We start from the raw sequence: 21,350 nt of genomic DNA on the forward strand, positions 1-21,350 counted from the left end.
TGTGTGTTGGAGCGCGCCACCTTCCGCCCATCTGCTGCCCACCGACCGCTCAGCAGGCGCTAAGCTGCCGGCTTTGCCGACTCTCCGCCCATGCCCACCATGCTGCAAGCCGCCCGCGACTACTTCAATCAGCTGAACGAGCGTTACAACTTGGTTCACAAGACCAAGGAAGAGCTGTTCTGGGCCACCTATATGGCCACCTCCGCGGATCAAGCCGGCTTCGCCGCGGCAGAGCAGGCCTTCAAGGCCTTCATTTCCGACCCGGAACAGCTGGCGCTGACGCGCAGCCATCTGGCGCAGCTGGAGCGGTTGGCGCAAGAACAAGCAGCGCCGCAACCGCAGCAAGCCGACGAGCTTGCCGCCCTGCAGCATGGCTTGCGCGGCTGGCTGGCCTTGTTCGAGGCCAATATCGTGGACAAGGAGCAGGGGCGAGTCTTGATGCAGGCCTTGATCGAGGCCGAGGCGGCCTTGTTCGCCAACAAGCGCGAGCTGCAAATCAAGCATTTGAACGAGCGCGGGGAGGCAGAAGTGGCTTCGCTGTCCATGCTGGCCACCAATGCCGCCACCAACCCGGTGGAAGCCTATCGGCGCAGCTCCTTCGAGGGCTTTGAGCAGATCGAGGCCTGGGTGCTGGCTAATGGCTTGCTGGACATCATCAAGCTGCGCAACCGCCTGGCCCGGGCGCTGGGGTTCAGCAATTATTTCGAACTCAAGCTGCGCAAGAACGAGCGCATGACGCCGGCCGCGTTGATGGCCATCCTGGATGATTTTGTGCAACGCACCCAGGCCGCCCATGAGCGCTGCCTGGCCGACTTGCGCGCTCGCTTTGGTGAGCAGGCCTTGCAGCCCTGGAATCTGCGCTTTCACAGTAGCGGCGATGTGATCCGCCGCATGGACGCCTACATGCCCTTTGGCCCGGCGCTGCGGCGCTGGGTGGAGAGCTTCAGGCGCCTGGGCATTGCCTATCGCGGCGCTACCTTGCAGCTTGACTTGCTGGAGCGGCCGGGCAAATACCAAAACGGTTTTTGCCACAGCCCCGTGCCTTGCTACCTGGACGCGCAGGGGCGCTGGGTGCCTGCCGCCGTCAACTTCACCGCCACCGCCAAACCCGATCAGTTGGGCAGCGGCCTGCGCGGCATCAACACCTTGTTCCACGAGGGCGGGCATGCGGCGCATATGTCGAATGTGGCGCAAAACTCGCCTTGCTTCGCCCAGGAATTCGCGCCGACCTCGATGGCCTATGCCGAGACGCAGTCGATGTTCTGCGACAGCCTCTTGAACGATGCCGATTGGCTTAAGCGTTACGCCAAGAATGCGGCCGGCGAGGCCATGCCGGACGAGTTGATCCACGCCCGCATCGCCAGCAGCCAGCCGATGCGCGCTTTTGAAGAGCGCTCGATTGCCATCGTGCCTTACTTCGAGGCTGCGCTCTACGCCATGGCGGATGAGGAGTTGACGGCCGACGCCGTGCTGGCCCTGGCCCGCGCCACCGAGTTGCGGGTGCTGGGCGTGGTCAGCCCACGGCCCATGCTGGCGATACCGCATCTGCTCAATCAGGAGTCGGCGGCCTCTTACCAGGGCTATTTGTTGGCCCATATGGCGGTCTATCAGACCCGCGCGCATTTCTTGAAGCAGCACGGCTATCTGTGCGACAACCCGGCCATCGGCCCGGCTTTGCGCGAGCATTTCTGGGTGCCCGGTAACAGCATCGACCACGACGCCACTCTGCGCAGCCTGACCGGCGAGGGCTTCTCTGCCCGCTATCTGGCCGAGGCCTGCAATGAGTCGGTGGCCGACGCTTGGGCGCGCGAACAGCGCAGTTTGGCCGCCGCCGAGGCCCGTGTTCAATCGCCTCTACAGGCAGCACTTGCGCATTCCTCCCTGGACGCGCAGATCCGCGTGATCCACGGGGCTGAGCTGATCGCCGACAATACGCAGGGTGACGACGCCATGTGTGCGGCCTTTGAGGGCTGGGTGGCGCGGCACTTTCCCGCCTCTCCAGCCCTGCCGTGATCCCGCCTCTCAAATATCTCAGTGGCTATTCGCCCGAACTGCAAGCCCAGGTCCATCAGCTGATTGCCAGCGACCGCCTGGGCGCCACCCTGGCGCGGCGCTACCCCGAAGTCAACGAGGTGCGCAGCGACACGGCGCTGTTCGACTACACCCAAGCGCTCAAGCAGCGCTATTTGCGCAGCTCGGAGCCGCTGGCCAAGGTTTGCTTTGATGCCAAATTGAAAGTCATCCAGCATGCCTTGGGCACCCACACCCGCGCCTCGCGGGTGCAGGGCAGCAAGCTCAAAGCCAAGCGCGAGATTCGCGTGGCCACGCTATTCCGTGAGGCGCCGGCGGAGTTTTTGAAAATGATCGTGGTGCATGAGTTGGCGCACCTGAAGGAGTTGGATCACAACAAGGCCTTTTATCAACTCTGTCAGCATATGGAGCCCAATTACGGCCAGCTGGAGTTTCATCTGCGCCTGTATCTGACCCATCTGGAGCTGCAGGCCGGGGGGGCTGCATGATTTTGCTGGCGCCGATGGAAGGCCTGCTCGACCACATGCTGCGCGACGCGCTGACGCAGGTGGGCGGGGTGGACCGTTGTGTCTCCGAGTTCATCCGCATCACCGATATGCTGATGCCTAACCGCGTCTTCACCCGCATCGTGCCGGAGCTGCTCAACGGCGGCATGACGGCGGCCGGGGTGCCGGTTCGGGCGCAGCTGCTGGGCTCGGACGTGAATTGCATGGCCGAGAACGCGGCCAAGCTGGCGGCCCTGGGGCCGGCCGGCATTGATTTGAATTTCGGCTGCCCGGCCAAATGCGTCAATTTGCATCGGGGCGGGGCGGTGCTGCTGGACGAGCCCGAGTTGATCGGCCAGATCGTTGCCGCCGTGCGCCGCGCCATGCCGGCCGAAATGCCCTTGTCCGCCAAGATGCGCCTGGGCTATATGGACTATTCCCGCACCCTGGACTGCGCGCTGGCGATGGTGGAGGCCGGCGCCGAAGAGTTGGTGATCCACGCCCGCAGCAAGGCCGATGGCTACAAGCCGCCCGCTTACTGGGACCGCATCGCCGAGGTGCGCGCGGCGGTGGGTGTGCCGGTGGTCGCCAATGGCGAGATTTGGACCCCGGCCGACGCCGCCAATTGCCGTGCACAAAGCGGCTGCGACGATTTGATGCTGGGCCGCGGCATGGTGGCCAACCCGGGCCTGGCCTTGGCGATTCGCAGCCCCGACGCGGCGCCGCTGACCTGGGCGCAGCTGCTGCCCTTGATGCAGGTCTTTTTCGCCCAGGTGCAGCGCCATGTGGCGCATCGCCATCAGGCCGGCCGGCTCAAGCAATGGCTGCACTATTTGCGCCGCCATTACCCCGAGGCCGAAGAGGCCTATCTGCGCCTGCGCACCCTCAATTCACCCGAGGAGCTGGCGCTGCAGATGTTCGGCCCGGCGCCCTTGCAGCCGGTGGCGCCAGCGCGGGTGGAAGTGAGCGAGCCGACCGGCGAGTTGGAACAGGAAGAAAGCTGCATCGCATGAGCAAGTCAAACAATAAATCTCTCTCTGGCCTGGGCGCGCTCAGCGGCCTGGTCTATTCCACCGAAACCGGTCGCACCTGCCCGGAATGCCGCCAGGCCAAGGCCGACTGCCGCTGCGGCCGCCCGGTGCTGCCCAAGGGCGACGGCATCGTGCGCGTCTCGCGCGAAACCAAGGGCCGCGCCGGTAAGGGCGTCACCCTGGTCAAAGGCGTGCTGCTGGCCGAGCCCGAATTGATCGCCCTGGGCAAGGAGCTGAAGGCCGCTTGCGGCTCCGGCGGCACCGTCAAAGACGGCGTGATCGAGGTGCAGGGCGACCACCGCGAGCGGGTGATTGAGCTGCTGAAGAAAAAAGGCACTTGGACGGTCAAGCAAGCCGGCGGCTGAGGCCTTGGGCCCATGCTCGGCTGATGGCCACAGGCCGGCCTCGAGCCGGCGCCGATCAGCGGGGCTGAATCGGCAGGCTCAATGTGAAACGCGCGCCATGCCCCAGCTTGGAGTGCACGCTCAGCTGACCCTTCATCAACTCGGCCAGGCCGCGCGACAAAGCCAGGCCTAGGCCGGTGCCGCCATGTTCGGTGCTGATCAGCGCATGGGCCTGGCGGAACTTTTCAAAGATGGTCTGCTGCACGCTCGCAGGAATGCCGGGCCCGGTGTCGTCCACATGAAAGACGATGCAGCCGGGCTGCATTTCCGCCGACAGCGTCACGCTGCCTTCGGTGGTGAATTTGATCGCGTTGGAGAGCAGGTTGTTGAGGATCTGCTTGAGCCGCAAGCTGTCGCAATTCAAGGAGGCCGGCAGCGTCTCGTCGATGCGAACCTGCAGGTCCAGGCCCTTGTTACCGGCCGAGATGGCAAAGAAATCGGCGCAGCCCTGCAATAGGGCGCGAGGGTTCACCACTTCCTGATTCAGCCGCATACCGCCAGCCTCAACCTTGGCGAGGTCAAGAATCTCGGTCAGCAGGGTGCTGAGGTGTTCGGCACCTTTGCGGATCAAGCCGGCCTGTTTGCGGAATTTGGGGTCCTCCAGTCGCTGCTCCATCAACTCGGCAAAACCGCGAATACTGGTCAGGGGCGTGCGCAACTCGTGTGACATGGCAGCAAGGAACTCGCTCTTGGCCTGGTTGGCCGCGTGGGCTTGGGCCTCGCTGCGGCGCAAGGCGGCGGTGCTGCGTTCTTGCCGCCGCAGGCTGCTCACCAGGCCGGCGGCGGCTGCCGTGATCAGAAGGCTTAGCAGCAAGGTCAGCACCACGGTCGCAATGGCGGCGTTGCGCCAGTGCGCCAGCGCCTCATCTTGGCCCACCGAAATCAGCAGATAGAGCGGGTACTGGTTGATATGGCGAGAGGTGACCAGCCGTTTAACGCCGTCGACCGAACCGATGCCAATCAAGCTGGCTTCCTCCTTGCCCAAGGCTTGCCGGGCAAAGGCCGAAGTGGGCGGCAAGGCGGCGCTCTGATTGGCCGCCTTGCCGCCGATTACCCTGGCCCGGATGGCCAAGTCGTGGCCGATCAAGGTCACGCCGCCCTCGCGCCCCAGGTCCACGCGCCGGAATACTTCTTCAAAATAGCTGGGGTCCACCGAGGCCACGACCACGCCCAGCAAGCGGCCCCTGGGGTCGGTGATGCGCCGGGACAGCTGGATGGTCCATTTGTTCGACACCTTGCCCAGCACCGGCTGGCTGATGTAGAGCTCATCTGGCTGCGCCAGCGGCGCCAGTAGTGGCGTCGATTGCGGGGCCAGGTGGATCCTGACGTGATCACGGCCGGAGAGATCGATGCCGGCCGACTTCTTGCCTTCGGGGTCCAGATTGGTGGCCACCAGGCGCCCGCTTACATCCAGCCAAGCCAGTTGGGCCAAGATCTTGGGTGCTAGCCCCGTCTCATTGGCAAAGCGCACCAGATCGTCAGGTGCTGCCCGGCCGCTGGCGATCACGTCGCGGGCGCGTAGGGTGGCTTGGTTGCTGGCTTCAAGCACGCGCTCGGTCTGCTCCTCAAAAGCACGGGCCAGATTGGCGTTTTGCTGGAACTGGTTGTCGATGGCGTCTTGGCGGCGCAGCCAGAGCAGGCTGCTGATCGAGATCCAGGCCAGCAAGATGACCAGCCCGGCAATCAGCATCACCCGGCGCTGCAGGCGCAGCGCCTGGACTTCGGCCCGGTTATCGAGCTCGAGGGTGGAGGGCGTCGGCGGGGCGACATCGGCATCTGTCATGGCATCCCTGGGTGGCTGCGACCTTGGGCTTGAACCCTGGACGCGCTGGCTTGGGGCAAGACGACCGCGCGCCACGTCGATCCGCGCCGTATGCCGTCGAGTCTTGATGATAGCTAGACAATGGCCGCCAAATTGGCGTTTATTGCCAAGGTTCTTGCTGTCAAAAGAACGGAAAGACGCGCAAAAAAGCGTCCACTGCAGCCAAGCAGGGATAATCGGTCGATGAACGCCTCCACCGACAAACTCTCTTTCGCTCAACTTCCCTTGAGCGCGGCCATGCAGGCCAACCTAGCGCAGCTGGGCTATACCCAGATGACGCCGATCCAGGCCGCTAGCCTGCCCTTGGCCTTGGCCGGCCAGGATTTGATCGCCCAGGCGCAAACCGGCAGCGGCAAGACCGCCGCCTTCTCGCTGGCGCTGCTGCACAAGCTGGACGCCGCCCGCTTTGATGTGCAAGCCCTGGTGCTGTGCCCGACCCGCGAGCTGGCGGACCAGGTCACTCAGGAGATCCGTCGCCTGGCGCGTGCTGCCGACAATATCAAGGTGCTGACCCTGTGCGGCGGCTCGCCGATGAAGCCGCAGATGGACAGCCTGGGCTTTGGCTGCCACATCGCCGTGGGCACACCCGGCCGGGTGATGGACCATCTGGAGCGCGGCAGCCTGAACCTGTCGGCCCTGAACACTTTGGTGCTGGACGAAGCGGACCGCATGTTGGATATGGGTTTCTTTGACGACATCGTCACCGTTGCCAAGCAAGCACCCAAGAAGCGCCAGACCTTGCTGTTCTCTGCCACCTACCCGGAAGGCATTGCCAAGCTGAGCGCGCAGTTCATGCGCGAGCCCAAAGAGGTCAAGCTGAACACGGCCGCCGTGCAGGCACCGACCAGCATTCGCCAACTGGCTTTTGAGGTCACCGAGGCCGAGCGTCTGCATGCAGTGTCTTTGCTGCTGAACCATTTCCGCCCGGCCAGCACGATTGCGTTTTGCAATACCAAGGCGCAGTGCCGTGATCTGGTCGAGGTGCTGAGCGGCCAGGGCTTTGTGGCCATGGCCTTGCATGGCGACTTGGAGCAGCGCGATCGCGACCAAGTGCTGATCCAGTTTGCCAACCGTAGCTGCTCGGTGCTGGTAGCGACCGATGTGGCGGCGCGTGGCCTGGACATCGCCCAGCTGGAGTGCGTGATCAATGTCGAAGTGACGCCCGATATGGAAGTGCACACCCACCGCATCGGCCGTACCGGCCGGGCTGGTGCTGAAGGCCTGGCGCTCAGCCTGGCCAGCCTGGATGAGATGGGCCGCATCGGCCGCATCGAGCAGATGCAGGGCTATCCCTTTGTCTGGCAAGGGCTTGAGACGCTCACGCCGAGTGCCGGTGGTGCCTTGCAGCCGCCGATGGACACCTTGCAGATCCTCGGTGGCCGCAAGGAAAAGATCCGCCCTGGCGACATCCTGGGTGCGCTGACCGGTGAGGCCGGCTTCAAGTTCGAGCAGGTCGGCAAGATCAATATCACCGAATTCCACAGCTATGTAGCGGTGGAGCGCAGCATTGCCCGCGAGGCGGTCAAGCGCCTGTCAGACGGCAAGCTCAAGGGCCGCAAGGTCAAGGTGCGGCGCATGGCCGATCTGGTCGAGCTGAGCTGATCTGAGCGCGCCGGCCCAAATAGGGCCGGCTGCCAACCACCGACATTCGTGACAAATTCGTGTCGGTGCGATTCCTAGTGCACGCGTAGGCGTTCGCCGACGTTATTTCGAGACGTATGCACATGGTGCCCCCCTTATCTGGGGCCTAGTCTTGCATCACGGTGCCGGAGAGTATCTCGGCAGCGTGGGAGTAAATGATGGATATGAATTCTTTAGACGTACCGGAGCAGCAAGCGAGCCAGTTTGAGCTGCGTTTTCAGTCGCTGTTTCACACCGGCAAGGCCTTGGCCTTCCCTTGCAATGCACGCGGCGATGTGCAGCTTGATGCCCTCAGCGCCAAGGCTTTGGAGAACTATCTCTTCGCCCGGGCGGTGGTGGGGCGTGAATACGCGTCGCCCGAGGTTCAGGCCTGCGTGGGCTGAAGCCGAGCAAAGAGGGCGCGTAAAAAGGGCTAGCCAAAAGGCGGCGCCAAAGTACGGACGAAAAAAATGCCGAAGTTTCAGCTTCGGCATTTTTGTTTTGCAGCCTCAGGGCTTATTTGCCCCAGCCGTCGCGCAGGCCGGTGATCTTGTTGAACACCGGCTTGTCGGCGCGGTGGTCAACACGGTCGCTGACGAAGTAGCCGTGGCGCTCAAACTGCACTTGCTGGGCAGCCGGCCAGGCGGCCAGTGAAGGTTCCAGATAACCCGTCACCACGCGGCAGCTATTGGGGTTGAGCGCGGCGATGAAGTCGCCTTCGCCAGCATCCGGCTGGGCCTCGGTGAACAAGCGGTCGTAGAGGCGCAGCTCGGCCGCCACGGCTTCATGCGCGCCGACCCAGGTGATCACGCCCTTGACCTTGACGCTGTCCGCGCCCGGTGTGCCGCTCTTGGTGTCGGGCACCACATTGGCCAGCACGGCCGTGACCTTGCCATCGGCATCCTTCTCGCAGCCGGTGCACTCAATCACATAGCCGTACTTCAGGCGGGTCTTGTTGCCTGGGAAGAGGCGGTGGTAGCCCTTGCTGGGCACTTCCATGAAGTCTTCTTGCTCAACCCAGACCTCAGGGCCCAGGGTGAACTGGCGCGTGCCCATCTCCGGGTGATGCGGGTGGGCGGGGGCGCTGCAGGGCTCACGGTGCTCTTTGCTGCCGAACAGCTCGGCCCAGTTGCTGAGCTTGAGCTTGAGCGGGTCCAGCACCGCACTGGCGCGAGCGGCCTTGCCTTCGAGGTCGGTACGCAAGCAGCCGTCCAGCACCGAGTAGTCCAGCCAGGCATTGCTCTTGGTCACGCCGGTGGCTTCGACCATATTGCGGATGCTTTCGGGCGTGTAGCCGCGGCGGCGCATGCCCACCAGGGTCGGCAGGCGCGGGTCGTCCCAGCCTGTGACATGGCCTTCGTCCACCAACTGGCGCAGCTTGCGCTTGCTGGTGACCACATAGCTCAGGTTTAGGCGGCCAAACTCGTACTGCTTGGGCAGCGGGTGGGCCAGCAGGCCGCCGTCGGCCAGCTTGCCCAGCAACCAGTCGTAGAACGGGCGCTGGTCTTCAAACTCCAGCGTGCAGATGCTGTGGGTGATGCGCTCCAGCGCGTCTTCGATCGGGTGCGCGAAGGTGTACATCGGGTAGATGCACCACTGGTCGCCGGTGTTGTGGTGGGTGGCGCGGCGGATGCGGTAGAGCGCCGGGTCCCGCATATTGATGTTCGGCGAGGCCATATCGATCTTGGCGCGCAAAATCATCGAGCCGTCGGCATGCAGGCCGTCTTTCATTTCCTGCAATCGCAGCAAATTGGCCTCGGGCGTGCGGTCGCGGAAAGGGCTGTTGACGCCGGGCTTGCTGAAGTCGCCGCGGTTGGCGCGCATTTCTTCGGGCGTTTGCTCGTCCACATAGGCCAGGCCTGCGCTGACCAAATACTCGGCCGCGCTGTACATGAAGTCGAAGTAGTTGCTGGCGTAGAAGAGGTGCGAGTGGCTCTGGCCCGCAGCGTCCGTCACGTCCCATTTCCAGCCCAGCCAGGCGACCATTTCCTTGATCGCGTCGACGTATTCCTGCTCTTCTTTTTCGGGATTGGTGTCGTCAAAGCGCAGATGGCAGATGCCGCCGTAGTCGCGCGCCAGGCCGAAGTTCAGGCAGATGCTTTTGGCGTGGCCGATGTGCAGATAGCCATTGGGCTCGGGCGGGAAACGGGTGCGAATCTTGGCGGCGTCCAGGGGGCCTGCCGCGTGGTGAGCGGCGTCGCCCGGTGTGCCGGCGAAGTGGCGCCCCTGCAGCCCGCCTTGTTCCAGGTCGCGTTCAATGATGGCGCGCAGGAAATTGCTGGGCTTGACGGCGGCTGCTTCTTCGTTGGGATGGGACATCGGCTGTCTTGAGGCCGCGCAGGCGGCCCTCAGAAAAATTGGAGTGGGGGAGGATTTTATCGGTGCGGCCGGGGCATCAGCCCCGGCGCTTGCACAGCGGCGTGCAAAGAGACTTGCAATGCGGCTTGCAAACAGGCTTGCAAGCCGGCGGATCAGAACAGGTAGCTATAGCCCAGGATGGCGGTGTAGCTGCTGGACTTCTGCGTCACTGGGCTGTTTTTGGCGTCGCCCTGCAACTGACCGGCCGAGATACCGACGGACACGCCGGCCTTCTTGCTCAGGTAATGGTTCAGCAGCACATTGGCCCGCACATCGCGCACCCCGGCCTTGGCTTCATACGCGGCCAGGCCGCTGTTCTTGGCTTGTTCGGCCGAGACGCCGAAGTAGTCCTGCATATAGTCGCTGTTGACAATGCTCAGGCCAGCGCCAAAGCCCAGCACCCATTGCGGTGCCAGCGGCATGTTGTAGCTCAGGCCCAGATCGGCCACCAAGCCTTTTTGCTTATTGCCCGAGCCGTAGCGCAGCGAGCTGGTGAACGAGATGCTGTGGCTCAGCGCCAGGTTGTAGAAGGCGCCGATTTCGGGGCGAATTTTGATGTCGCCCAGGCCGCGCAGATGCGCGTCATCGTCCTGGTCACGGCCGGTGTCGGCGGTCAGGCGGATGCCGTAGGCCGTGCCTTCGCTGCGCGAGAAATCGTAGCCCAGGCCATTGCGCGTGCCGGCGAAAAAGCCGTTGGCCCAGCGGTAGTCCAGGATGGGGGCGACCAGACCTTTGTGATCTTTGGCGCCGCGATACTTGTTGGCGTAGATGGCGCCCAGGCCGATGGTGCCGCCGTCTTCATTGATCTTGGCGCCGTAGCTGCGGAAGGCATCGAATGACTGCGCTTGGGCCGCGCCACCCAGGCTGAGGCCGGCGAGCAGGGCGAGGGCAGCGAAAAGCGGGCGATTGTTCTTGCGCATGAGGGTTGGACTCAGTGGGTTTGGAATGACGAGCATTGTCTACGCTTTGGGTGACCCGATAGGCTCAGAGGCCTTTGAAAAGATGGGCATACATGCGGCTGACCGCGAGCTTGTCCGGCGAGCCGTGCAAATGCAGCGTCAGCTTGCCGGCTTCGTCCCGCACGGCGCGGGCAATCGCGTCGCTGCGAACCACCACGCTGCGATGCACTTGCCAGAAGCGCTGGCCGTCGAGTTGCGGCAGCAGTTCGCGCAGCGAGATGCGGATCAGATGCTCTTTTTGCGCCGTCAGCACGCGCACATATTTGTCCGCCGCCTCGAAATAGATCACTTCGTCCACCGGCACCATCAGCACCGTGTTGCCGACCGCGACTTGCAGCAATCGCAAGGGCGGCTGGGCGGGCGTGAGCGGTGGGCTGCCGCCCAGGCCGGGCGTCTGCAGCAATTGCCGCAGTTGATCCATAGCAGCCTGCATGCTGGGCGCGTTGGCGTTCTCGCTTGAGTTGTCTTGCAGGCGCCGCTGCGCCAGTGCTTGCTGCAGACGCCCGCAGGTCTGCGCCAGCCGCTCCGGCAGCACCGGCTTGAGCACATAGTCCACCGCAGCCAGGTCGAAAGCCTGCAAGGCGTATTGGTCGTAGGCGGTGACGAAGACCAGCAGGGGGAAGGGCTGCTCATCGTCCGGCCAAGCATCGGCCAGCGCGGCGGCCGCTTCCAGCCCGCTCATGCCCGGCATGCGGATGTCGAGGAAGCAGATGTCCGGCCGCAGGCGCAGGGCGGCATCGACTGCCGCCTGACCATGCGGGGCCATGGCGCAAATGCTCAGTTCGGGCCAGAGCTTGGCCAACTCCTGGCGCAGATTCTCGGCCAACAGGGTTTCGTCTTCGGCGATCAGGGCGGTGGGCGGATTCATCGGGTGGTGCTAAGGGGTGGTGCTAACGGGTGATGTTCGGTGATCAAACTTTTGCTGGCAGAGGCAGGCGGATGCTGGCCAGAGTGCCGCTGGCCGGGGCGGGCAGGGCGGCAATGGTCAGGCTGGCCTGGGGGCCGAATTGGGTGAGCAGGCGTTCACGCACCTGATGCAGGCCGAAGCCGCTGCCGCTCGGGCGCGGAAACGCGCTGGGCTGATAGCCCAGGCCACCGTCTTGTACCTGCAGCAGCAATTCCCGGGCTTCTGGGGTACCGCTGAGGCTGGCGCTGATGCGCAACTCGCCACCGTCCAGGCTGGGTTCCAGGCCGTGTTTGATGGCGTTTTCCACCAGGGGCTGCAGCAGCAGCGGCGGTACGGGCAAATCGGCTAACTCGGCCGGCAGCTCCAGCCTGGGCTGCAGGCGTGCACCCATGCGGATCTGCATCAGGGCTAGATAGTCTTGCAGCCGTGCGAACTCATCACGCAGGGGATGGCTGCCGCTGCGGGAGGCCGTTAGGGTGGCGCGCAAAAAAGCAATCAGCTGGTCCAACATGGCTTGGGCACGCTGCGGCTCGCTGCCAATCAGCACCCGCAAAGTAGCCAGGGTGTTGAACAGCATATGTGGCTCCAGCTGCGACTCCAGCAGCCGCAGCTGGTTCTCTGCCGCCAAGCGCTGGGCGGTTTGCGCCTGCACCTGGGCCGCTTGCAAGCGGCTGCGGTTGACGAAGAAATTGGTGGCCAGCACGCCGGGCAGCAGCGACACCGCCAGCATGATCAGGCCCTGTCGCCAGTTGCCGCTGTACAGGCCGGTGGTGTGTAGGCCGGTCAGGGCCTCGCCGATGAGATTGCCCAGGCTGAAGCCCAGGCTGGTGCCCAGCACCAGGCAGATGATCATCAAAGGCCAGCCCGGCCAGGTCGCACGGGGCAGGTGCTCTGGCCGCAAGCGGTTGATGAGGTAAGTGGCGCCGGCGCTCAAGGACTGAATCAGCGCCGAGCAAGAAATTGAGATGCACAGGCAAAAGATGAAGGACAGCAAAAAGGGCTGGCGCCACATCATGCTGACGAGGCCAGCCGCGACCAGGGCAATGATCAGCACCAGCCTGGCCTGGCGCAAGGCGCGGCCGAGCAGGTCGGCGGGGATGGCGATGCCGGCCCAGCTCATAGCGGCGTGGGCTGGCGCTGGGCACCGTGGCCGGAAAGTTGGGTCAGTGCACTCAGGAGATGTGGCGTGTGAAAGGGCGTGTGAAAGGGCATGGCAAGTGATGGCAACTGATGGCAATTTATGCCGGCAAGACCTGACCCTGTGGGCTTGCTGCGATTGCTGAGTTTGTGGCTGTGGATGCGGTGGAGGATGAGCGCAGGATGGTACGTGAGCGCCCGAGCAAGGCCCCCGACAAGGCGCCGAACAAGGCGCTGAAGCTCAGTGCCACGTTGGCTTCTTGCGCCAGCTCCGGGTGCATGGCCAGGCTCATGCCCAAGGCGAACTTGGCACCGAACAGGGCCAGCATCAAGACCATCGGCAGCCAGCTGCCAGGCACAAAGTAGTGGCCACGCTGGGCGTCGAAATGGCTGCCTGCTACAAGGCTAGCAAGGCCAGACAGTCGCATCAGCTGCATGCCCAGCACCAGGCCTAAGGCCCAGGCCAGCATCAGCGCAAACTCATGGCCGAAACTGCTGCGCACGCCCCAAAGGCCATAAGCCAGCCAGATCAGGGGCAGCAGCACCAGTCGGCCGCGCGGCAGGTACTGGTCGCGGCTCTGGCGCAGGCCCAGGGCCAGCAAGAGGGCCAGGAGGGTCCAAACCCAGACGGGGACGTGACTGGCGATGGTGCTGAATGCTTGCATGATGGCGTGGCCTGGTGTTGGCTTGTGTAGTGGTGAGTGCCGCCATCATGCGAAAGCGAGGCTCACCCGACCAGGCGCTTGCGACAGTGCGCGCTCAGCGGGCGCGAAGTGCTGCGAGCGGGCGCCAACCTTCAGCGGCGACGGCTACCGCCACCACCCAGAATGCTGCCCAGCACACCGCGAATGATCTCGCGCCCCGCCGTGGAACTCATCGAGCGGATGGCCGATTTGGCGGCCGCCTGGGCCAAGCCCTCATGCCTGCCGCCGCGCGGGCCGGTGCTGCCGAATAGGACGTCTTTCAAGCCACCCAGCCAGCCCTCGTCTTCTGCGGCGCCGGGTGCCGCGGTGCCGGGGGCGCCGGGCGCTGTTGCTTGGCCGGCCGCGCCGCCCTTGCCATCCACCCGGCCCTTGAGCTTTTCGAAGGCCGATTCCCGGTCCACCATCTTTTCGTAGACCCCGGCTACCAGCGAGCCTTGAATCAGCTGCAGGCGCTGCTCGGCGCTGATCGGGCCGATCTGGCTGCCCGGTGGCAGCACAAACACCCGCTCGGTCACGCTGGGCCGGCCTTTCTCATCCAGCAGGCTGACCAGGGCTTCGCCCACGCCCAGCTCGGTGATGGCGGCTGCTACATCCAGACCCGGGTTGGGTCGCATGGTTTCGGCCGCCGCCTTGACGGCTTTTTGGTCACGCGGGGTGAAGGCGCGCAGGGTGTGCTGGACGCGGTTGCCCAGCTGGCCCAGCACGGTGTCGGGAATGTCCAGCGGGTTTTGGGTCACGAAATAGACGCCCACGCCCTTGGAGCGGACCAGGCGCACGACCAGCTCAATGCGCTCGACCAGGGCGGCGGGTGCATCCTTGAACAGCAGATGGGCTTCGTCGAAGAAGAACACCAGCTTGGGCTTGTCCAGGTCGCCCACCTCGGGCAATTGCTCGAACAGCTCGCTCAGCATCCACAGCAAAAAGGTGGCGTAGAGGCGCGGCGCGTTCATCAACTTGTCGGCGGCAAGGATGTTGATCACACCCGCACTGCGCTCGGTCTGCATGAAGTCGGCAATATTGAGCATGGGCTCGCCGAAGAATTTGTCGCCACCCTGGGTTTCGATCTGCAGCAGGCCGCGCTGAATGGCGCCAACGCTGGCGGCCGAGACATTGCCGTACTGGGTGGTGAACTGGCTGGCGTTGTCGCCCACATACTGCAGCATGGCGCGCAGGTCTTTGAGGTCCAGCAGCAGCAAGCCGTTGTCGTCGGCGATCTTGAACACCATTTGCAAGACGCCTTGCTGGGTCTCGTTCAGGTCCAGCATTCGGGCCAGCAGCAGCGGGCCCATGTCGGACACAGTGGCGCGCACCGGATGGCCCTGCTCGCCAAACACATCCCACAAGGTGGTGGGACAGGCCAACGGTGTCGGGGGCTCGATGCCGCGCTCTTTCAGCGTGGCCAAGAGCTTGGCGGAGGGCGCGCCGGTCTGCGAGATGCCGGTCAGGTCGCCCTTCACGTCGGCCATGAAAACCGGCACGCCCAGGCGGCTGAAGCTCTCCGCCAGGGTCTGCAGGCTGATGGTTTTGCCGGTGCCGGTGGCGCCGGTGATCAGGCCGTGGCGGTTGGCCAGGGCGGGCAGCAAAAAGCACTCAACGGTGGCGTGGCGGGCCAGCAGAATCGGGTCGGACATGGTGGGTGCGTCGCGCAAAGCTAAAATCGCAGTCTAACCAACTAAAGTGCAGGGCCTTTGTGCCTCTGCAGCAGGAGCAGGAGCCATATGGCGGGTCATTCCAAATGGGCCAATATTCAGCATCGCAAGGGCCGGCAAGACGAGAAGCGCGGCAAGATCTGGACTCGCATCATTCGCGAAATCACGGTGGCGGCACGCCACGGTGGACCTGATATCAAGGACAACCCGCGTCTGCGTTTGGCAGTGGACAAGGCCAAGGGCGCCAATATGCCCGCCGATCGCATCAAGTACAACATCGACAAGGCCTCCGGCAATCTCGATGGCGTGAACTACGAAGAAAACCGCTACGAAGGCTATGGCATCGGTGGTGCAGCCATCATCATCGACACGATGACGGACAACAAGGTTCGCACCGTGGCCGAAGTGCGTCATGCCTTCAGCAAGCATGGTGGCAATCTGGGCACCGACGGTTCGGTGTCCTTCCAGTTCAAGCATTGCGGCCAACTGGTGTTTGCGCCCGGCAGCGATGAGGACAAGATCATGGAAGTGGCGCTGGAAGCCGGCGCCGAGGATGTGATCACCGACGACGACGGCGCCATCGAGGTGCTGACCGCCCCGTTTGAATTCGAAGCGGTCAAGGACGCGCTCGAGGCAGCAGGGCTGACGGCGGAAATCGCCGGTGTCACCATGCGAGCCGAGAACACCATCGAGCTGACGGGTGAGGACGCGACGCGCATGCAAAAGCTGCTCGACGTGCTGGAAGACCTGGATGACGTGCAAGACGTTTTCCACAATGCGAGCATCAACGAATGAAGGTTCTGGTTCTGGGTAATGGCGGGCGCGAACATGCGCTGGCATGGAAGCTGGCGCAAGCCGAACGGGTCAGCCAGGTGTTTGTGGCCCCCGGCAACGGCGGCACGGCGCGTGACCCGCGTCTCAAGAACGTGCCCATCACCGATGTGAAGGCGCTGGCCGATTTCGCGACTGAGAACAAGATCGCGCTGACCGTGGTCGGCCCCGAGGCCTATCTGGCAGCCGGCGTGGTGGACGAGTTCCGCGCCCGTGGCTTGCGCATTTTTGGCCCCACCAAGGCGGCCGCGCAGCTGGAGTCGTCCAAGGCCTTCGCCAAAGACTTTATGAAGCGCCACGCCATCCCGACGGCCGAGTACGAGGTCTTCAGCGATGTGGCCGCGGCCCATGCTTATGTTGACGCCAAGGGCGCGCCCATCGTCATCAAGGCCGACGGCCTGGCAGCCGGCAAGGGCGTGGTTGTGGCCATGACCCTGGCCGAGGCGCATGAGGCGATCGACTGGATCCTGGCCGACAACAAGCTGGGCGTGGTGCACAACGAAGGTGGTGCGCGGGTTGTGATCGAGCAATTCCTGCAAGGCGAGGAAGCCAGCTTCATCGTCTTGTGCGACGGCAAGAATGTGGTGTCCCTGGCCACCAGCCAGGATCACAAGCGCTTGCTGGACGGCGACGAAGGCCCGAACACCGGCGGCATGGGCGCTTACTCGCCCGCCGCGGTGGTCACGCCCAATGTGCACGCCAAGGCCATGCATGAAATCATCATGCCCACCATCCAAGGCATGGCGCGTGACGGTATTCCCTTCACCGGCTTCCTCTACGCCGGCCTGATGATCGATGCGCAAGGTCAGCCGCGCACGGTGGAGTTCAATACCCGCATGGGCGACCCCGAGACGCAGCCCATCATGATGCGGCTCAAGAGTGATCTGCTGGAAGTGCTGCTGCACGCCACGGATGGAACGCTGGATCAAGTCGAGCTGCAATGGGATCGCCGCGTCGCCTTGGGCGTGGTGATGGCGGCCGGCGGCTATCCGCTGTCACCGCGCAAGGGTGATGCCATCACCGGCCTGCCGGCCGATGCCGAAGACCATATGGTCTTCCACGCCGGTACCGCTGAGGTGGACGGTCAACTGCGCACCTCGGGCGGGCGGGTCTTGTGCGTGACCGCCCTGGGCGAGTCGGTGCGCAAGGCGCAGGCCTTGGCTTATGAGTCGCTGGTCAATATCCAGTTCGAAGGCAAGCAGTACCGCCAGGACATCGGACACCGCGCGGTGAAACGTTGAGCGGACGCGACGCTCTGCCCCAGCCGCGCTTGTTCGCGGCGGCCGACAGCCCCCAGCAACTGCGTTTGCAGGGCAGCCTCTGGGCGCAGTGCCTGCTGCGCCTGGCCGGCTGGCGCCTGGAATTTGACGGCTTGCCGAGCAAACAGGGCGTGATTCTGGTCTATCCGCACACCTCGAACTGGGATTTCGTGGTCGGTATTCTGGCCAAATGGGCCTTGGGATTGCAGCTGCGTTTCTGGGCCAAGGACAGTTTGTTCCGCCTGCCCCTGTTCGGCGCCTGGGTGCGCTGGCTGGGTGGTGTGGCGGTGCGGCGCGACAGCCCGCAAGGCCTGGTGAGCGACACCGTGCAAGACATGCTGGCGGCGCAGGCTCGCGGCGAGATGTACTGGCTGGCGATGGCGCCCGAGGGCACGCGCTCGCTGGCCAAGGGCTGGCGCTCCGGCGCCTATCAGGTGGCGCTACAGGCCCAGGTGCCGGCAGGCTTGGCTTATTTCGACTACGCCAGCAAAACCATTTGCCTGCGGCAGTTCATGCTGCCGGGTGGCGATCCGGCCACCGACCTCGCGCTGATGGCGCAGACTTTCAGCGCCCAGCACGGCTTTAATCCGGCGCTGGCCAGTCCGATAAGGATGAAATCATGACGATGAACACCCAACTCGTGCGCGAGTACCTGCTTGATCTGCAGGCGAACATCGTCGCGGCCTTGCAAAAAGCCGATGGCGGCGACTTCATCAGTGACGGCTGGACACGCGAGCCCGGCGGCCGCCTGGAAGGCGATGGCTTGTCGCGCCTGATCGAAGGTGGCGCGGTGATTGAGCGCGGTGGCGTCAATTTCTCGCATGTGCGGGGTCGGGTCTTGCCGCCTTCGGCCACCCAGCATCGGCCGGAGCTGGCGGGTGCACCGTTTGAGGCCATGGGTGTGTCGCTGGTGATCCATCCGCACAATCCTTTTGTGCCTACGGTGCATATGAATGTGCGCATGTTTGCGGCCTTGCCGGCGGATGCGCCGCCGGTGGTGTGGTTCGGCGGCGGCATGGACTTGACGCCGTATTACGGCTTCGAGCGCGATGCCCAACACTTCCACCGCGTGTGCGAGCAAGCACTCAAGCCCCATGGCGAGGAGCTCTATCCGCGCTTCAAGACCTGGTGTGATGAGTACTTCTTCTTGAAGCATCGCAATGAGCCGCGCGGCATTGGCGGCATCTTTTTTGATGACTACGCAGAGGGCGGTTTTGACGCCGCCTTTGCCATGCTGCGCGATGTGGGTGATGCCTTTGTGCCGGCCTATCTGCCCATCGTTGAGCGCCGCCAGGGCTTGGCCTACACCGAGCGCGAGCGCGACTTCCAGGCCTACCGCCGGGGCCGCTATGTCGAGTTCAATCTGGTGTTTGACCGCGGCACTTTGTTCGGCCTGCAATCGGGCGGGCGCACCGAGTCGATTCTGATGTCCATGCCACCCGTGGTGAAATGGCGTTATCAGTGGGCGCCCGAAGACGGCACGCAAGAGTCCAAGCTGTATAGCGACTTCCTGCGGCCGCGCGACTGGGCGCATGAACCGGCCACCCATTTATGGTTGTGAGTGCCACACGGACGGGCTTGTTCGGTGGCAGTTTTGATCCTGTTCATCTCGCGCATCTGAGCCTGGCGCATTGCGCGCTGGATCAGTTGCAGCTTGACCAGCTGCTGTGGCTGCCCGCCGGGCGGCCCTGGCAGAAAACCGGGCGCGGCCTGGCCTCGCCCGAACACCGGCGAGCCATGGTGGAGCTGATGGTAGCGGGCGAGCCGCGTTTTGCGGTGGACGACAGTGAGTTGGTGCGTGACGGCGCCAGCTTCACCATCGACACCGTGCGCGGGCGGCTGGCGGCGCATCCGGGTGATGAGTTGTTCCTGGTGATTGGCCAGGACCAGTTCGCGCGCTTGCACACCTGGCGCGAATGGCGCGCCTTGGTGGGCCTGGTGACGGTGGCGGTGGCTGCACGTGCGGGTCAAGAAATTCAGGCTTCGGCCGAGATGCTGGCAGAGGAGCCAGCATTGCTGCAAAAAGTTCACAAGCTGGCGATGCCAGAGTTGTGCATTTCATCAACCCAAGTGCGCGAGATGGCTGCCCGCGCTGAGGACATCCGCCCCTTGGTGGGCAATGCGGTCGCGGGGTATATTGCCCAGCACCGTCTCTACAGTGAGTAATACCTGAATGGACATTCGTAAGTTGCAACGCGCCATCGTCGATGGTTTGGAAGATGTGAAGGCCCAGAACATTCTGGTCTTCAACACCGAGCACCTGTCGCCGCTGTTCGAGCGCGTCATCATCGCCTCGGGCACCAGCAATCGCCAGACCAAGGCCTTGGCCTCCAGCGTGCGCGTGACCGTCAAGGAACGCGGCATGCAAGTGCTGCGCTGCGAGGGCGAAGAGAATGGCGAATGGATCATCGTGGACTGCGGCGCTGCCGTTGTGCACGTGATGCAGCCGGCCATCCGTGACTACTACCACCTGGAAGAAATCTGGGGCGGCAAGCTGGTCAGCATGAAGTTGAACGATGGCGAGACCAAGCTGGTCAAGGCCTCCGACGACGAAGCCGCGCCTAAGAAGAAGGTCCGCGCCAGCGCCAAGGAAGAAGCACTCAAGGGCCCGGTGAAATTGCCGGTCAAGAAGCCTGCTGCCAAGAAGACGGCGGCGTCTGAAGCCAAGCCTGCGGCCAAGAAGGTCGTGGCCAAGAAGGGTGTGACTCGCACCGTGGGCGTCAAGACCCCGGTGGACAAGGTCATCAAGGTCGGCGCGCCCAAGCCCGCTACCAAGAAGGCTGCCGTCAAGTCCGCTTCCGCCAAAACGGCAGCGGTGAAGCGTCCTGCCGCGAAGTCGACCGCCAAGCCTGCAGCCAAAACGGCTGTGAAGGCAGCCGCCAAGCCCGCCGTGAAGGCCGCTGCCGCCAAGAAGCCCGCCGCCACCAAGGCTGCTGCAGTCAAGAAGCCGGCAGCCAAGAAGGCAGCGCCGCGCGGCTGATCGACGGTCTAGCTCATGCGTTTGTATTTGGTGGCCGTGGGCCAGCGTCAGCCGGCCTGGGCCGATAGTGCGTATGAGGACTTCGCCAAGCGCTTCCCACCCGAGATGCGCCTGGAGTTGAAAGCGGTGAAAGCCGAGACGCGTGGCAGCAAAACGGCGGAGCAGTTGATGACTGCCGAAGCTGCCCGCATTGAGGCCGCCCTGCCCAAGGGCGTGCGCCGCGTCATCCTGGATGAACGCGGCGAGCGCCGCACCAGCATGCAGCTGGCCGAGCGCATGAAGCTGTGGATGGGTGATGGCCGCGATGTGGCCTTGATCATCGGCGGCCCGGACGGGCTGGCGCCCGCCCTCAAAGCCTCGGCCGATGAAACCCTGCGCCTGTCTGACCTGACCTTGCCCCATGCCTTTGCCCGCGTCTTGCTGGCCGAAGGCTTGTACCGGGCCTGGACGGTGATGACCGGCCACCCCTATCACCGCGAATAAGAAAAGGTCAGCGCACGCCATGTCGTTTGAATTCATCTACCTGGCATCGCAAAGCCCGCGCCGCCGCCAGTTGCTTGAGCAGCTGGGTGTGCGCTACGAGCTGCTGCTGCCCGGCCCCGAGGAAGACGCCGAAGCGCTGGAATTGGTGCTGCCTGACGAAGACCCCGAGGCCTATGTGGCCCGGGTGACGCAGGCCAAGCTGGCGGCGGCGCTGGCGCGCCGGGAAGCACGCGGCTTGCCGCTGGCGCCGGTGTTGTGCTCGGACACGACGGTGGCGCTGGATAGGCAAATCCTGGGCAAGCCGCTGGACGCCGATGAGGCCTTGCAAACCCTGGAGCTGCTGGCTGGGCGGCGTCACCGCGTCATCACTGCCGTGGCCGTGGGCTTGCCGACGCAGCAGGCGGCTGGCCTGAGCGTGTCGACGGTGGACTTTGCCGAGGTCGGCTCCGAGCAATTGCGCCGCTATGTGGCCAGCGGTGAGCCTTTTGGCAAAGCCGGTGCTTACGCGATTCAAAGTCAGGCCGCAGCCTGGATTTCTCGCATCGAGGGCAGCTATTCAGGCATCATGGGCTTGCCGCTGTTCGAGACGGCACAGTTGCTCAAGCAATTCTGTTTGCATTTTTGATGAAGTGAATTTTGTCGTCTGCCCGCGCATCGCATGGACGCCGGGCAAACGACAGCATTCAAGGT

21 protein-coding genes are annotated in these 21,350 nt (G+C 63.9%); 14 read left to right on the top strand and 7 right to left on the bottom strand.

What is annotated here, in order from left to right; translation table 11 throughout:
* Positions 1 to 90 precede the first annotated feature (90 nt).
* From AABB87_RS07475 to AABB87_RS07490, 4 genes are read left to right on the top strand one after another with little or no spacing between them, the layout of a single operon-like run.
* Positions 91 to 2,013 carry a M3 family metallopeptidase gene (locus AABB87_RS07475; RefSeq protein ID WP_341970663.1) on the top strand — a complete coding sequence of 641 codons (1,923 nt, stop codon included), beginning with the start codon at positions 91 to 93 and terminating at the stop codon, positions 2,011 to 2,013.
* Positions 2,013 to 2,519, top strand: coding sequence for a M48 family metallopeptidase (locus tag AABB87_RS07480; RefSeq protein WP_341970956.1), 507 nt, complete (start codon positions 2,013 to 2,015; stop codon positions 2,517 to 2,519). Before AABB87_RS07475 ends, AABB87_RS07480 begins: the two co-directional genes overlap by 1 nt.
* On the top strand, positions 2,516 to 3,529 hold the full coding sequence (locus tag AABB87_RS07485; RefSeq protein WP_341970664.1) for a tRNA dihydrouridine synthase: 1,014 nt from the start codon (positions 2,516 to 2,518) through the stop codon (positions 3,527 to 3,529). The genes AABB87_RS07480 and AABB87_RS07485 overlap by 4 nt, the downstream gene beginning before the upstream one ends.
* Complete coding sequence (locus tag AABB87_RS07490; protein WP_058719130.1) at positions 3,526 to 3,912, top strand: translation initiation factor Sui1; 387 nt, start codon at positions 3,526 to 3,528, stop codon at positions 3,910 to 3,912. Before AABB87_RS07485 ends, AABB87_RS07490 begins: the two co-directional genes overlap by 4 nt.
* A 55-nt stretch (positions 3,913 to 3,967) precedes the next feature.
* On the opposite strand, the gene AABB87_RS07495 is transcribed toward AABB87_RS07490, so the two are convergent.
* A complete protein-coding gene (locus AABB87_RS07495; protein ID WP_341970665.1) occupies positions 3,968 to 5,734 on the bottom strand; it encodes a sensor histidine kinase in 1,767 nt (588 codons plus the stop codon).
* A 222-nt stretch (positions 5,735 to 5,956) separates the two neighbouring features.
* Between AABB87_RS07495 and dbpA the strand changes: the two genes are divergently transcribed.
* Both dbpA and AABB87_RS07505 read left to right on the top strand, forming a co-directional pair.
* Positions 5,957 to 7,375, top strand: a complete 1,419-nt coding sequence (gene dbpA, locus AABB87_RS07500; RefSeq protein ID WP_341970666.1) for an ATP-dependent RNA helicase DbpA — start codon at positions 5,957 to 5,959, stop codon at positions 7,373 to 7,375.
* A gap of 203 nt (positions 7,376 to 7,578) precedes the next feature.
* Entirely contained in the window at positions 7,579 to 7,797 is a 219-nt protein-coding gene (locus tag AABB87_RS07505; RefSeq protein ID WP_341970667.1) for a hypothetical protein, read from the top strand.
* A 112-nt stretch (positions 7,798 to 7,909) separates the two neighbouring features.
* Here AABB87_RS07505 and AABB87_RS07510 read toward each other — a convergent pair whose 3' ends face one another.
* The 6 genes from AABB87_RS07510 to AABB87_RS07535 form a co-directional block, all read right to left on the bottom strand.
* Positions 7,910 to 9,712, bottom strand: coding sequence for a glutamine--tRNA ligase/YqeY domain fusion protein (locus AABB87_RS07510; protein WP_341970668.1), 1,803 nt, complete (start codon positions 9,710 to 9,712; stop codon positions 7,910 to 7,912).
* 152 nt (positions 9,713 to 9,864) lie between these two features.
* Positions 9,865 to 10,671, bottom strand: a complete 807-nt coding sequence (locus AABB87_RS07515; RefSeq protein WP_341970669.1) for a MipA/OmpV family protein — start codon at positions 10,669 to 10,671, stop codon at positions 9,865 to 9,867.
* A 64-nt stretch (positions 10,672 to 10,735) separates the two neighbouring features.
* Positions 10,736 to 11,578: a LytR/AlgR family response regulator transcription factor gene (locus AABB87_RS07520; protein ID WP_341970670.1), complete on the bottom strand. Its 843-nt coding sequence runs from the start codon at positions 11,576 to 11,578 to the stop codon at positions 10,736 to 10,738.
* A 43-nt stretch (positions 11,579 to 11,621) separates the two neighbouring features.
* Positions 11,622 to 12,737: a sensor histidine kinase gene (locus AABB87_RS07525; protein WP_341970671.1), complete on the bottom strand. Its 1,116-nt coding sequence runs from the start codon at positions 12,735 to 12,737 to the stop codon at positions 11,622 to 11,624.
* Positions 12,738 to 12,855: 118 nt separating this feature from the next.
* Complete coding sequence (locus AABB87_RS07530; RefSeq protein WP_341970672.1) at positions 12,856 to 13,419, bottom strand: DUF6622 family protein; 564 nt, start codon at positions 13,417 to 13,419, stop codon at positions 12,856 to 12,858.
* Positions 13,420 to 13,550: 131 nt separating this feature from the next.
* On the bottom strand, positions 13,551 to 15,089 hold the full coding sequence (locus tag AABB87_RS07535; RefSeq protein ID WP_341970673.1) for a helicase HerA-like domain-containing protein: 1,539 nt from the start codon (positions 15,087 to 15,089) through the stop codon (positions 13,551 to 13,553).
* 87 nt (positions 15,090 to 15,176) lie between these two features.
* On the opposite strand from AABB87_RS07535, the gene AABB87_RS07540 reads away from it, so the two are divergent.
* From AABB87_RS07540 to AABB87_RS07575, 8 genes are read left to right on the top strand one after another with little or no spacing between them, the layout of a single operon-like run.
* Complete coding sequence (locus AABB87_RS07540; protein ID WP_058719140.1) at positions 15,177 to 15,902, top strand: YebC/PmpR family DNA-binding transcriptional regulator; 726 nt, start codon at positions 15,177 to 15,179, stop codon at positions 15,900 to 15,902.
* A complete protein-coding gene (gene purD, locus AABB87_RS07545; protein ID WP_341970674.1) occupies positions 15,899 to 17,179 on the top strand; it encodes a phosphoribosylamine--glycine ligase in 1,281 nt (426 codons plus the stop codon). The genes AABB87_RS07540 and purD overlap by 4 nt, the downstream gene beginning before the upstream one ends.
* Positions 17,176 to 17,820, top strand: a complete 645-nt coding sequence (locus tag AABB87_RS07550; RefSeq protein ID WP_341970675.1) for a 1-acyl-sn-glycerol-3-phosphate acyltransferase — start codon at positions 17,176 to 17,178, stop codon at positions 17,818 to 17,820. Before purD ends, AABB87_RS07550 begins: the two co-directional genes overlap by 4 nt.
* Before the next feature lie 2 nt (positions 17,821 to 17,822).
* Positions 17,823 to 18,758, top strand: a complete 936-nt coding sequence (hemF, locus tag AABB87_RS07555) for an oxygen-dependent coproporphyrinogen oxidase (protein ID WP_341970957.1) — start codon at positions 17,823 to 17,825, stop codon at positions 18,756 to 18,758.
* Positions 18,755 to 19,363 (top strand): nicotinate-nucleotide adenylyltransferase, encoded by a 609-nt coding sequence (nadD, locus tag AABB87_RS07560; protein WP_445944843.1) that lies wholly within the window; start codon positions 18,755 to 18,757, stop codon positions 19,361 to 19,363. Before hemF ends, nadD begins: the two co-directional genes overlap by 4 nt.
* 7 nt (positions 19,364 to 19,370) lie before the next feature.
* Entirely contained in the window at positions 19,371 to 20,177 is an 807-nt protein-coding gene (gene rsfS, locus AABB87_RS07565; RefSeq protein WP_341970677.1) for a ribosome silencing factor, read from the top strand.
* Between the two features lie 15 nt (positions 20,178 to 20,192).
* Positions 20,193 to 20,660: a 23S rRNA (pseudouridine(1915)-N(3))-methyltransferase RlmH gene (gene rlmH, locus AABB87_RS07570; RefSeq protein WP_341970678.1), complete on the top strand. Its 468-nt coding sequence runs from the start codon at positions 20,193 to 20,195 to the stop codon at positions 20,658 to 20,660.
* A 19-nt stretch (positions 20,661 to 20,679) separates the two neighbouring features.
* Entirely contained in the window at positions 20,680 to 21,285 is a 606-nt protein-coding gene (locus tag AABB87_RS07575; RefSeq protein ID WP_341970679.1) for a Maf family protein, read from the top strand.
* Positions 21,286 to 21,350: the final 65 nt, after the last annotated feature.

The organism is Roseateles sp. PN1, assembly GCF_038419725.1.
Classification (GTDB): Bacteria; Pseudomonadota; Gammaproteobacteria; order Burkholderiales; family Burkholderiaceae_C; genus Paucibacter_A.